This window comes from Pseudomonas sp. 7SR1 (genome assembly GCF_900156465.1).
Lineage (GTDB): Bacteria > Pseudomonadota > Gammaproteobacteria > Pseudomonadales > Pseudomonadaceae > Aquipseudomonas.
Window position 1 is genome coordinate 4,442,655 of the sequence record NZ_LT707064.1, and the last position, 14,138, is coordinate 4,456,792.

Annotated in this window: 1 protein-coding gene and 1 pseudogene; both read right to left on the minus strand. The window is 66.5% G+C overall.

All coding sequences use genetic code 11. From position 1 onward, the window contains the following. Complete coding sequence (locus BW992_RS19870) at nucleotides 1-3,852, minus strand: non-ribosomal peptide synthetase (protein ID WP_076406958.1); 3,852 nt, start codon at nucleotides 3,850-3,852, stop codon at nucleotides 1-3. Then, nucleotides 3,849-14,053: pseudogene (locus BW992_RS19875) on the minus strand (amino acid adenylation domain-containing protein). The gene BW992_RS19870 and the pseudogene BW992_RS19875 overlap by 4 nt, the downstream one beginning before the upstream one ends. Nucleotides 14,054-14,138 lie beyond the last annotated feature (85 nt).

A 14,138-nucleotide genomic window follows, 5' to 3' on the forward strand; every position in this document is an offset into this window, starting at 1 on the left:
TCAAACAGCTCCGTCAGGTGTGATGGTCTCGAGGCAGGCGGCCAGTTGCTCATGCAAGGCGGGTTGCTCGAGAAGGGTCAGGTGTTGCGCAGCGATGACCTGGCGAGTGAACGGCCCACTGCTCAAACCTTCCCAGTGCGGGTCGGCGAAGGCAGCCTCGGCCAGGGTATCGCTGGCCCACCATACGTGTACCGGGCAGCTTAACCGCGGTGGCTCGAAAGTCGACAACAGATGCTGCGTATGCTGCTGGTAGCGCAGCCGGGTCTGCAGATGGTCCCAGCTGTCGCCATCGAGCTGCAGGCCTTGCTGACGCGCCCACTGGGCCAGCTCCGGCAGGCGCTGCACGGCGGGCAGGGCAGCCAGTTGCGTCATCAGGGCCGTCAGGGTCGATGGCGGCAGCTGGCGCAACACGGCCTGGCTGTCGGCCGTCAGGGAGGGAACCGCCGATTCCCAGAGCGCTTCGACGCTGTCGTCCGCTTCTCGATGCTGGTATTGCGAGTCGAGGATTGCGAGCAATGCCACGGTTTCGCCCTGGCTCTCCAGGCGGGCGGCTGCGGTAATCGCCAGCAGGCCGCCCAGGGAGAACCCCAGCAGGTGATACGGGCCGTGTGGCTGCTGCTGGCGCAGCTGTTCGACGTAGATCGTCGCCAGTTGCTCGATGTCTCCCCCCAGCGTCGTGCTGTCGTCGTTCAGGTAGGCCGCCTGCAGTCCCCACAATTGCCAGCCCGATAACGGTGCCAGCAGGCAGCGATAGTCCTGCACATGGCCGGTGGAGGGGTGGAAGCAGAACAGCTTGGCGCTCTGCACCGAGGTAGCGTTGGGGGGCGATAGCCTGACCAGGGGCGAGAGCTTGAGTTCGGCCTGCACCAGTGCCGCGAATGCCGAGACGCTGGGGGCGTTGAACACCGCATTGACCGTCACCGGGGCCGACAACGCGCTCTGCAGACGGCTGGCAAGCGTCACCGCCGCCAGGGAATGCCCGCCCAGTTCAAAGAAGTCATCGTCGATGCCCACCCTTTCCAGGCCCAGCACCTGCGCCCAGATATCGGCGAGCAGCGCTTCCAGAGGAGTGCGCGGCAGGGCGCTGCCTACGGTGTCCAGGACCTTGTCGGCCCACTGCTGCAAGGTCTTGCGGTCCAGCTTGCCGTTACCCATCAGGGGCAAGGCTTCGACGATCCGCAAGGTGGGCAGCATGTAGTCCGGCAGGCAGTCCTGGGCCTGGCCATGGAGGCGCGCGATGGTGGTCGAATGCCCGGGCACGAGGGTCAGGAAGGCGAACAGTTGCTGGCCGAGCTCACCTCGGGACAGGCATTGCACCGCCGCCTGGGCGACGCCTGGAAGGCGAACCAGCTGCGCCTGTATCTCATCGAGTTCCACCCGGAAGCCACGGATCTTGACCTGGCGGTCCGCGCGTCCGGTGATTTCCACGCTGCCATCATGGAGATAACGCGCCATGTCACCGGTGCGATAGAGGCGTTCGCCGAAAGTGGCGGCCGGTTCGATAAAGCGGTCGGCGTTCTGCTGGTCATCCAGGTAACCGCGGGCCAGTTGCGGACCGGCGATGTACAGTTCCGCGCTCTGGCCGGGGCCCACCAGTTGGCCTTGTTCGTCGAGCAGGTACAGGCGCATGCCGTCGAGACGGTCGTCCAGGGGCAGGCAGCGATAGTCCACGGCTGGCTCGGTCTTGTGCATCGCCACCCCGACGGTGGTTTCGGTCGGGCCGTAATGGTTGAAGATGGCCAGGGCCGGTGCGAGCTCGCGAATGCCTTGCAGCAGGCGGCGCGAACAGCTTTCGCCGCCGAGCACCAGTTGCTTGCGGGGCAGTACCGCGGCGCTTTGGGCGTGCATCAACCAGGCGTCGAGCAGCGAGGGCACGACTTTCAGGTGGTCGATGGGGTACTCGGCCTGCCAGGCGGCCCAGGCCTGGGCGTCCATGGCGGTGTCCTTGTCCAGCAGGTGCAATTCACCTGCGCTGAGCAATGCCGGGAACAGCAAGGTGTAGCCCAGGTCCGCCGCCAGGGAAGTGACCACCGCGCTGCGTTCGCCAGGGGCCAGTCGCAGGCGCCGGGACACGCTGTCGACATAACTGGCCAACTGGGCGTGTTCGACGATGACGCCCTTGGGCGTGCCGGTGCTGCCGGAAGTGAACAGCACGTAGGCGGCATCCTCGGGTTGGATCCGGGCGTCCACCACGGCCGTGGATGCCTGCTGCCAGATCGCCTCATCCCTCAGGTCGAGGCTGCCGGCCGAGGGCAACGCGGGCGCGCTGCCGGCCGAGCCGCTGAGCACGAAAGCGGGCCGGGCCTGCTGCAGGATCGCCAGGGAGCGTTGCGCGGGCTGGTGCACGTCCAGGGGAACGAATGCGGCGCCACTCTTGAGCACGGCGAGCATGGCCAGGATCATCTGCGAGGAGCGATCCAGGTACAACGCCACGCGGTCTTCGCGGCCGACGCCCTGGGCGCGCAGGTAATGCGCCAACTGATTGCTGCGGGCCTGCAATTGAGCGTAGCTCTGGTGCCCGTTGGGGTCGCGCAGCGCCAGGTGGCCGGGGAAGCGCGCGGCGCACGCCTCGAAACGCGCCGGCACGCTGGCAAACGAGGGGGCCGTGACCTGGCCATGCAGGGCCGCCAGGGTCGCCTTGAAGCTCGGCGCTTGTAACGACAGTCCGGCCAGGGGTTTTTCCGGATTGGCCAGGGCATCGAGCAGCAGCGACTGGAACTGCTCCAACAGCGTGCGTGCGGCTTGTTCGCTGTAGCGGCTCGGCAGGTGGCACAGGTTCAGGCGGTAGCCGTGGCCGACGGTCTCGTAGCGGGTCGTCTCGACAACCAGCAGCAGCTCCATGCCCGCCGGGACCGCCTGTGCATCCAGTACTGAGAGGGTCGAGGCAGGACTGCCCAATGCAGGGAGTCGCTCCGGCAGTTGCCCGCCCCATTGGAAACCGTAGTGCAGCGTTTCGGCCGGCAGCGGGGTACTGACCCCGCAGTACTCCTGCCATTCGGTGGCTTGCTCGCACAGGGCCTGCAAGTTCGTCAGCGCCTGGGCAAAGCCGCTGTCCGTGGCCGGTTGCCAGCGCAAGGGCAACGGCTTGGCGAACAGGCCCCAGCAGTCTTCGAGTTCCTCGTAGTCGTCACGGCAGTCGTGCACCCAGTTCAAGGTCAGTGCCGGACTGTCCACCGTGCCCAGGCGCTGCAACAGGGCGCCCCAGGCAGCCATCAGGACATGCTCGGGGGATGCCCCGTGACGCTGGCAGAAACTGTCCAGGGCCGCATTCACCAGGGGGCCGGCTTGCTCACGGGTGGTCAGCGGGGTGTCCGGTCGATCGGTGCGCACCTGGCGATACAGCAGCTCGCTGGCGGTCGGTTCGTTGAGGGCCTGGCTGGCCCAGAAGCGCCGGCCCGGCACAGCGTCTTCATCGGACTGCAGCTCGTAGAGCCAGGCGCTGTACTGGGTGTAGGTCATGGCTTCATCGTCGGGCAACGGCGCATCCGCCGTGCCCAGGGCCCGAGCCAGGCGCAGCAGGGTGCCGCGATCCGCGCTCAGGCCGGGCAGCTGCAAGGTGACCCGATGCCTGTCGGCTCCGAGCGCTTGCACATCGACGCCGATCACGTCCGTGGCCGTGACGGCCGCCTCTATCACCTGCAACGGCAGCAGCAGGCCCGGCTCAGGCCGCACCCGCAGGCGCAGGGCCTCGTGGCAGGCGCTGAGCGCGGCCAGACGCTGCTGCAAGCGTTCCAGCGCCAGCGCCCCGGTGATCTTCAGTTCCAGGCGCACGGGCGGCAAGCCCGCCAGCCATTGGCTGCGTTGCTGCGGCGAGAGGGCGAAGGCTTCTTCACGCTGTTCGTAGATCGTCATGCCTGCACCTCCGCATCCGACGCCGATCGGGCTTCAGGCACAGGCCCCGTCAGCTCTTCACGACGCATCATCTGGCCCATGGCGACGCAGATCTTGCGTTCGCCCTCGAAGGGGTCCCGGGCATGGGCCACCAGCATATTGTCCAGCATGACCATGTCGCCCTTTTGCCAGGTAAAACGTACGGCGCAGGCTTCGTACGCTTCCCCGATCACTTGCATGACAGCGTCTTCGATCACGCTGCCATCGCCGTAATAGACATTGCGGGGCAGGTGGCCGGGGCCGAACAGGTTGATCAGGTTGGCGCGCACTTCAGGCTCCAGGCAGGCGGTGTGGTGCAGTTGCACCTGGTTGAAGAACGACAGTTCGCCGGTCTGCGGATGAGCCACGATGGCCGGGCAATGCTGGGCGATGCGCAGGTTATCGGTACCGAGCCATTCCCAACGCATGCCCGAGGCGAGGCATTGGCGCTCCACTTCCTCGCGCTGCTCGGTCTTGAAGAAGTCCTGCCAGCGCACATCCAGCTTGTCGGTGAAATGCCGCACGTACAGCAACCCCAGCGTCTTGAAGCGCTCGACAACGTCTTCGGGCAACCGCGCCAGTACCTGGCGGCAATCGACGATGGGCGTACAGCCGCCACGCGGAGCGGGAGTCTCGCAATAGAACCACTGCTTGCGCGGCCATTGGGGCAGGTGCGAGCTTTCGTTGTGGAAGAGAATCATGTGTTGTTCCGGGTACGGCGTGGAATGGTAGATGTTCTTGCCGGAGGTGTTCTTCGGCAGGTCACCGTAGGTGCCGTAGAGATCAGGCTCGATGGCCTGGGCGAATTGCTCGAAGGCTGCGGCATCCGGCAGGTTGAAGCCGCGGAACAGCAGGCCGCCGTGGGTACGCAATTGAGCATTGATCCACTCCCGGGCCTGCAGCGCCCAATGCACCGGGTCCAGGTCGCCGAGCAGCGGTTCGATCACCAGGGGCAAGGGATTGCCGGCGTCGAGATGACGGGTGCGCACCTGTTCGTGGGCCACTTGGCTCACGGCCGTGGCCCGGGTCTGCTTGAGCTTGCTCAACTTGGACTGCTTGCGTGCGCTGCGCGCGGTGGCATCGTCCGGCGCCCCTTCGGCCTCGGCCGATGGCGCGTTGTTCCTGGCGGCCTCGACGCCCCAGCTCCAGTGATCCAGGGCCTGGCCGGGGGCCGAGGCCAGCGCTGCCAGCAGGCTTTCGAAGCCTTGTTCGAAGCGCTGGACCGTCGCTTGCTGCAATACACTGGTGCGATAGACCCAACGCACGTTCAGGCCTTGCTCCTCGTCTTCCTCGACGAATACGGCCAGGTCGAACTTGCTGCTCTCCTGGCGAGCCACCAGGTGTTCCACGTCCAGGTCCGGCAGGCTGGCGTTGCCGCTGGGGGTGTTCTGCATCACGAACAGCACCTGCACCAGCGGGTTGACCCCAGGCGTGCGCGGCGGCTGCAGTTCCTCCACCAGCTTGTCGAACGGCACCTGCTGGTGCTGGAACGCCGACAGGCAATCCTCGCGCAAGCGTTGCAAGCGCGCATCGAAGCTTTCGCCCTCGTTGAGGCGGGCCCGGATCGGCAGCACGTTGACGAAGAAGCCGATGAGGTTTTCCAGGGCCGGGTGCTCGCGGTTGGCCAGGTCGGTACCGACGATGAAGTCATTGGCGCCGGTGGCACGCTGCAAGAGGCTGTTGAACGCATTGAGCAAGACCATGAACAGGGTCGCCCGCTGCTGTTGCGCATAGGCCTTGAGCACCTGGGCCTGGGCCGGCGTGAAGCGTTGTTCCAGGGCTGCGCCCTGGTAGTCGGGCCGCGCCGGGCGCGGGCGGTCGAGGGGCAGCGGGATCAGCGTCGGCGCACCGTCCAGCTGGCGGCGCCAATAGTCGATTGCCCGCGCCAGCAGCCGTTGCTGGGCTTCGCTGCGCTGCCAGTAGGCATAGTCGGCGAACTGCACCGGCAATGTCGGCAAGACCGGTGTCGAGCCGTAGCTGAACGCCTGGTAGCCGGTAATCAGTTCCTGCACCAGGATACCCATGGACCATGCATCGGTGGCGATGTGGTGCAGCACCAACTGCAGCACGTGATCGTCCGTGCCCAGGCGCAGCAGGTGGGCCCGCAACATCGGCGCCTGTTGCAGGTCGAACGCTCGCCCGGCCTGTTCGTCGATCAGGCGTTGCAGGGTTTGTGCCTGCTGTTCGCCGTCCAGGTGAGCGAGTTCGGTGGGCGTCAGGTCAAGCACGGGTGCCGGGCTGATCACCTGGCACGGCTGGTCGCCGTCGAGCTGGAAAGCGGTGCGCAAGGATTCATGGCGCTCCAGCACACACTGCAGCGCCGCTTGCAGCGCGGCGATGTCCAGGGCTCCACGCAGCCTGACCGTGGTAGTCATGTTGTAGGCGGCGCTCGGGCCTTCGAAGCGATCCAGGAACCACAGCCGTTGTTGGCTGTAGGACAGCGGTAGCGGCTGGTTGCGCGGTGCCAGGGCCATGTCGGCTTCGCCATCGGGCTCGGCCTGTACGGCGAGCTGCTGGTCCACCGCAGCGGCCAGTTGCTCCAGGGTCCCACGTTCGAACAGCGTGCGCAGTGGCAGGTTGACGTTCAACCGCCGACGGATGCGCGACAGCACCTGGGTCGCCAGCAACGAGTGCCCGCCGATGGCGAAGAAGTCGTCGTGTACGCCAACCTCGTCCAGGCCGAGGATCTCCTGCCACAGTGCGGCCAGGACTTTTTCAGTCGGCGTGCGAGGCGCCACGCACTGCTGCTGTGCGTTTTCGTCCTGAGGCACGCCCAGGGCGGCGAGGGCACGGCGATCGACCTTGCCATTGGCATTCAACGGCAGTTGCACAAGCGCCAGCCAACGGGCCGGCACCATGTAGCTTGCCAGTTGCTTGGCCAGGTAAGCGCTCAAGACCTGCTGCGCGGGTTCGTCGCCCAGGTCCACGGTGTCGTCGAGCACGTACCAGGCCACCAGTTGCAAGGAACCCCGGGCATCGGGCAGGGCCAATACCGCCGCGCTGTCCACCGCCGGATGCTGCATCAGGCGGTTTTCGATTTCACCCAGCTCGATGCGGTGGCCGCGGATCTTGACCTGCTGGTCGCGGCGACCGAGGTATTCGATCACGCCGTCCTCACGCATTCGGCCGATGTCGCCACTGCGGTACAGGCGTGCGCCTGCCTGGAATGGATGCGCAACGAAAGCTTCACGGGTGCGTTGCGGGTCGCGCAGGTAGCCGCGGCCCACGCCGACGCCGCCGATGCACAATTCACCGGGTACGCCGACGGGAACCATGCGCAGCGCCGAGTCGAGGACGAACACCTGGTTATTGGCGGTCGGCTTGCCGATGGGCATGTGCAGGCAGTCGTGGGCCGGCGCCTCGGTGATGGGGTGGAACGCCACGTCATCGGAGCATTCGGCCGGACCGTAGGCGTTCATCAAGGCGACGGCCGGGAAACGTGCGAACCAGTCCCGGGCCAGGGCCGGGGGCAAGGCTTCGCCAGTGGGCAGCAGCCAGCGCAGGCTCGCCAGGGTGTGATGGGCCTGGCTTTCCTGGAGCATGCCGCGAATCAGCGCCGGCACGGTCTCCAGCAGCGTCAACCGGTGTGCCTGGACCGCATCGAGCAGAGCCACCGGGTCGTGGGCCTGGGCATCGGGAAGAATGTGGACCGTGGCACCGAACAGTGGCGCGGCGAGGAACTGCCAGACGCTGATGTCGAAGGCCGCCGAAGCCGTCTGGGCGATGCGATCATGCTCATCCAGGCCCAGGCTCGGCACCTTGCCGAACATGTTGTTGAGCATGCCGCGCTGTTCCACCATGACCCCTTTGGGGGTGCCGGTGGAGCCCGAGGTGAAGATCACGTACGCCAGTTGGTCAGGGGAGTGGGCGTAGCCGACCGGTTCTTGGGCGGCGCCGTTCCAGAGGGCCTGGGCAACCAGGCAGGTCGGTTGCTGGCGCATCTGTGGCAGGACGTTATCCAGGGTCGATGCGGCATTTTCGCAGACCAGCAGCAGCGGGGCCTCGCCCAGGTCCAGTAGTTCGGCCAGGCGAGTGCCGGGCTGTTGGATGTCCAGGGACTGGAATGCCGCACCGGCCTTGAGCGTGGCGACCATCATCGTCAGCAAGGCCAGGCCACGTTCGGCAAACAGCGCCACCAGGGTTTCCGGACCGGCACCGGCCGCTTGAAGGGCATGGGCGATGGCATTGGCGCGACGGTCCAGTTCGGCGTAGGTCAGCGACTCCCCCTGGCAGACGGCGGCGATGTGCTGCGGGCGACTGCGCACCTGATCGGCGAACAGCGACGCATAGCCACGCTCCAGCGGGAACTCGACGGCGCTGCGGTTGCATTCGATCTGCAGCTGCTGGCGCTCCGCTTCCGGCAGCATGTGCAGGCTGCCCAGTGGGGCCTGGGGTGCCTCCAGCATGCCCGACAGCAGTTGCACCAGATGCCCGAGCATCCGCTGCACGGTGGCGGTGGTGAAGCGCTGGCTGTCGTAGGACAGGCGGATGCCCAGGCGATCGCCCGGATACAGCACCACGGTCATCGGGAAGTTGGTGTGCACCCGGTCTTCGTAGATGTCGATGCTGAAGACGTCGAGCTGCACGCTGCTGATGTCCAGCGGGGCGTTTTCGAACACCACCAGGCTGTCGAACAATTGCTGGCCGCGCGGCACCTGGCTGCAACGCTGGATGTCCACCAGGGATGCGCTTTCATGTTCGCGCAACCGGGCGTTGTGGGACAGCAGGGCCTGCAGCCAGTCGGCCACCGGTGCCTGCGGGTCCACGTCGATGCGCAGCGGCAGGCTGTTGATGAACAGCCCGACCATTTCTTCCACCCCGGCCAGGTCGGTCGGACGACCGGCGACGGTCACCCCGAACAGCACGTCGCGGTTGCCGCTGTAGCGCGACAGCAACAATGCCCAGGCGCCCTGGATCCAGGTGTTGGGAGTCAGCTGGTATTGCTGGCAGAGTTGCTGCAGGCGCTGGGTCTGGGCAATGCTCAGGGTATGGTCGAAGTCTCCCACCTGTTCCGGCGCCTGCTCGGGACGCGCCACGGGGGTGTCCACGTGCAGCGGCGTCGGTTCGCTGAAGCCGGCCATCTCGGCCTGCCAGAACGCGTGGGCGGCGGCCATGTCGTGACGCTCCAGCCAGCTCATGTAGCCACGGAACGAGCGCAGGCGAGGGCGAGCCACCGGCTCCTGGCGCACGATGGCCTGGTAGATCGCCAACAGGTCTTCCATCAGCAGGCCGAAGCACCAGGCATCGGTGAGGATGTGGTGGAAGCTGCGCACCACTGCAAAGCGACGCTCATCCAGCTGGAACACCCGCAGGTGAGTCAGTGGTGCGCAGGCCATGTCGAAGCCTTGCAGGCGTTGCTCTTCCAGGGCCTTGTCCATGGCCAGGCGCTGCTGTTCTTCGTCGAGATGACGCAGGTCCTGCCAGTCGAATGCCCGATGGGTCTGACGGTACACGCACTGCAGCGGCTCATGGTCGTCCTGCCACCAGAACGCGGTACGCATCATCGGATGGCGCTCGAGGAACAGTTGCCAGGCCGCTTCCATCGCCGGACGCTGCATTACGCCGTCCCAGCTGTAGCGTTGCTGCATCAGGTAGATCCCGCTGTGAGGTTGCAGCAGGGTGTGCAGCAGCATGCCCTGTTGCATGGACGACAGCGGGTAGACGTCTTCGATGTTCGCCCAGTCCAGGGGCTCGGCGGCCAGGGTCGCCGCCTGCTTGTGGCACAGTGGGAAGGCCTGGCTGGCGGGGCGCAGGTCAGGCGTGTCGGTCAGTTCGGCGAGTTCGATCAACCGTTGCACAAGCCTTGGCGCCCAGTCGGCCGCCAGCGCCCCTTGGCTGCGCAGGTGCAGGCAATCGTCCTGCCACCAGGCGTCCAGGGTCAGGGGGCACGAGGCCGCCGGTGACGGCGCCGCCTCGACCCGGGCCAGGATGCCACGCTCTTCGCGATGGCTGTCCAGATCGCCCTGCCAGCGGATGGCGATGGCGGCTGGCGGGAGGTCGCGCAGCGGTTCTTGCAGGTAGGTATTGTCCGACAGATAGCGCAGGGCACCATAGTCGACACCATGCTGAGGATACGCCCGCATCTGCCCGACCAGGGCTTGCAAGCGTTGCAGCCGGCTGTCGCCTTCGGGCTGGAGGAAGTACGGCACCGCCAGGGTCAACGGACCCAGGATGCGCGCCGGGTCGAAGTCGGCCACGGCAATCGGTGCGTTGGCGGGCAGGCGCTCGACCCGGGGACGAGCCGCCTGCACGCTCAGGGCCAGCAGGCCTTCGCCGCACACTTCACGGCAGTGCTCGGCCACGGCGCTGGCCAGCAGGCTGTTCCAGTCCAGTTGCAGCACCTCGCCCAGGCGCTTGAGGGCCGCCGAGGTGGCGGCCGGCAGCGTCTGTTCGACCACGCTGGGCGGTTGTTGGCCGTCAGGCAATTGAAGCGGCTCCATGCCGGCGTATTGCAGCCAATGCTCCCAGGCGTCGTCCAGTCCATCACCCTGGGCATGGGTCTGCTGGTGGCGGGTCCACTGGCTGAAATCACCGCCGACGTGGGACAGGCGCACTGGCCGTTGGTAACGCAGTTGGGCCAGCGCCAGGTTGAGGTCGTTGAGCAGCAGCTCCCAGGAGGCTTCGTCCAGGCACAGCGGGTGCGCGGCCAGCAGCAGGAATGGCTTGCCCGCCACCTCCAGCAGGCTGGCATGCAGGGTCTGGCCGGCGTCCAGCGCCAGTGCGTCGACGCCGGCCTGGGCCAGGGCCTGCAACTGTGCCGGGTCGTTTGCCGCGAGTGTCCCGGTGGTGACGGCCGGGGCCTTGGCCGTTGACAGCACCCGTTGCTGCCATTCCCCATCCGGTTGGGCCTTGAGTGCCAGGCGCAATGCCTGGTGGTGATGTTGCAAGGCGCCGATGGCCTGGCTCAGCAGCTCGCCGTCGACCGCCTGGCTCAACGCCACGCAACGCCAGGTCGCCTCCAGCGGCCCCTGTTGCAAGCGGGCCAGTTGCCCGGCGGCCAGTGGCAGCTCATGACCATCGGCGTTGCTTTCGGCCACGCCGTGGCCGGCGTCGGCGCCCAGTACACGGGCGATGTCGGCGATGGTGCGGTTCTCGAACAACTGGCGTGGAGTGAGCTTCAAGCCTTGCTGGTTGGCCCGGGCGATGATCTGCAGGTTGATGATCGAATCGCCGCCGAGGGCGAAGAAGTTATCGTGTACCCCGACACGTTCGAGCTTGAGGACATCCTTCCAGATCTGCGCCAGCAGCGCCTCGACTTCGTTGCGTGGGGCCACGTGGGTGGCGCTGTCGTCGCTGGACTTGTGGGGGATCGGCAGGCGCTGTACGTCGACCTTGCCGTTGCGGGTCAGGGGCAATTCATCGAGGGTGATGAAGTGCGCCGGCACCATGTAGTCCGGTACTCGCGCCCCCAGGTCGTTACGCAACTTGGTGGCGGACAGCGACTGGCTGGCCACCAGGTAGGCCACCAGGCGCAGGCTGCCGTCCAGTTCCACGGCACGCACCAGGGCTTGCTCGATCAGCGGCGACAGGCGCTTGAGCTGCGCTTCGACTTCGCCCAGCTCCAGCCGGTTGCCGCGGATCTTGACCTGGCTGTCGATCCGGCCGAGGAACGCCAGTTGACCGTCCACCTGCCAGCGTACGCGGTCACCGGTGCGATACCAGCGTTGCTGGTCTTCATCGAGCAGGAAGCGTTCGGCGGTGAGGTCCGGCCGGTGCAGGTAGCCCCGGGCCAAGGCGCCGTTGATCAGCAACTCACCGCAGACGCCGGTCGGCACCAGACGACCGTTGGCATCCACCACACGCACTTGACGATTGGGCAGCGGCCTGCCGAGAGCAATGCTGCGCAGGCCTGCGGGCAGTTCGGTGGCAATCGCCCCGACCGTCGCTTCGCTCGGGCCATAGTGGTTGAACACCCTGAGCCCTGGCGCCAGGTGGTTCACCTGTTCCAACAACCCCGGGCTGAGAGCGTCGCCGCCAAACACCAGCAGGGTGCGGGGCAGCAACCGGGCATCGGGAAGCGCCTGCAACAGGCCGGCCAGGTGGCTCGGGGTGATCTTCAGCACATCCACCGGGTGCCGGTCGAACAGTTCAGCCAGCGCCAATGGGCTGAAACCGCTGTCTTCATCCACCAGCAGCAGGCTGCCGCCGTTGCACAGGGCACCGAACAGCTGGGTGTGACCCAGGTCGGCGGCGATGCTGGACAGCAGGCCATAACGGGCCGCCGCCGGAGGGTTGAGCACCGCGTGCACGGCTGTCAGGTAGTCGACGATGGACTGGTGTTCCACCACCACTCCCTTGGGTGTGCCGGTGGAGCCCGAGGTGTAGATCACATAGGCGGCGTCCGTCGGGCTATGGGCCACGGCGGGTGGCGTAGCCGGCTGGCTGGCGATGGCCGCAGCCTGTTCCTCCAGCCAGAGGGCCGGCGTGCGTTCGGCCAGGCCTGCGAGCAGTGGCGAAGGGGCGGCGCCTATCAGTAGCGCGGCGCGGCTGTCCACCAGCACATCGGCCAGGCGGCCGGCGGGCTGCTTGATGTCCAGGGGCAGATAGGCCGCGCCGGCCTTGAGGACACCCAGCAAGGTGACCACGAAATCGACACTGCGCTCCAGGGCCAAGGCCACCACGCTGTCCTGGCCGATACCCCGGGCGCGCAGATAATGGCCGAGGCGGTTGGCCTGCTGATCCAGCTCACGGTAGGTCAGCGCCACCTGACGGTCCCGGACTGCCAGCGCCTCGGGGTTCGCGGCCGCCTGCTGTTCGAAGCGCTGGTGCAGGCAGGCCAGGGGCACCGGCAGTTGCACACCACGTCCCTGGACCCGCAACTGCTGGCTTTCCTCCGAAGCCAGCCATTCCAGCTCGCTGACGCGGCGCTGTGGCTGCGTGGTCATCGCCAACAGGATGCTGCGCAACTGCGTCGACAGTATCGTCACCTCGGCATCGCTGAAGCGGCTGCGGTCGTAACTGATCAGGTAGTGCAGCTGCTTGTCCGGCATCACAATCAGCGACAGCGGGAAGTGGTTGCGGCCCTGGGTGAGGGTCAGGCCTTCGACCTGCTGGTCGTTGGCCGGCGCGCTGAAGCTCAGGCCACCGGTGTCCTGGTTGAGGGCATCGGTCACCGGGAAGTTTTCGAATACCAGGATCGAATCGAACAGCGCCTGTTCAGCGGCAATGCGCGACATGGACTTGAGCTTGCCCAGGGGCAGGTAGGCGTGGTGGCGCAAGTCGCTGTTGGCCTGCTGCAGCTGTTGCAACCAGTCCACCAGGGGCGGGCCCTCGGACCATTGCACGCGCAGCGGCAGGGTATTGATAAACAGCCCGACGGTGCCGTCCACCGCGGCCAGGTTTTCAGGACGGCCGGCGACGGTGACGCCATAGACCACGTCGTCACGCCCCGCATGCTGGCCCAGCAGCAGCGCCCAGGCGCCCTGGATCAGGGTGTTGATGGTCAGGTCGTTCTGGCGCGCGAAGTGCGACAACCGCTCGGTTTCGCTGGCGTCCAGACGGCTTTCCCGCTCGGCGAAGGGGGCGCCCGAGGGCGCTGCCTGGCGTTTGGCGAAATGGGGCAGCGGGGTCGGCTCGCTGACATCGTGCAATTGCTCGCGCCAGAAGCCTTCGGTGGCGGCCATGTCCTGCTCCGCCAGCCAGGCGATGTAGTCGCGATAAGGCCGGGTCGGCGCCAGGTTGGCAGGGCGGCCGTGAGCCTGTTCGTAATAGAACGCCAGCCACTCCTGAACCGCGATGCCCACGCTCCAGCCATCCATGAGAATGTGGTGGAAGGTCCAGATCAGGTGCCAGCGCTCGGGGCCAGGCGTACCAGGCACACGCGCATCAGCGGCGATTCGTTCAGTTCCAGGGGCTGGGCCCGTTGCTCCAGCGCCAGTCGCTCCAGGGCTGCCTGGGGTTCGGCCTGGTCCTGCCAGTCCAGTTCGGTCAGGGGCAGCGCCACGTCCTGCTGCACCACTTGATAAGCATCGTCCAGCTCTTCCCACAGAAAGGCACTGCGCAGCACGGCATGGCGCTGCATCAGCGCCTGCCAGGCGCCGCGAAACGCGTTCAACTGCAGCGGACCGTCCATTTCCAGGCTCAATTGCTGGTAATAAACCCGCGAATCCGGTTCATAGACGCTGTGGAACAACAGGCCGTGCTGGGTCGGCGAAAGGGAGTAGATGTCTTCGATGTTGTTCATGCTTGCTTGGTCCATTTCAAAGGCTTGAAACACAGTGAGCGTCAGTCAGGGGGCCGCGGTGGTCGAGGACCCCGCGGCCGCATCG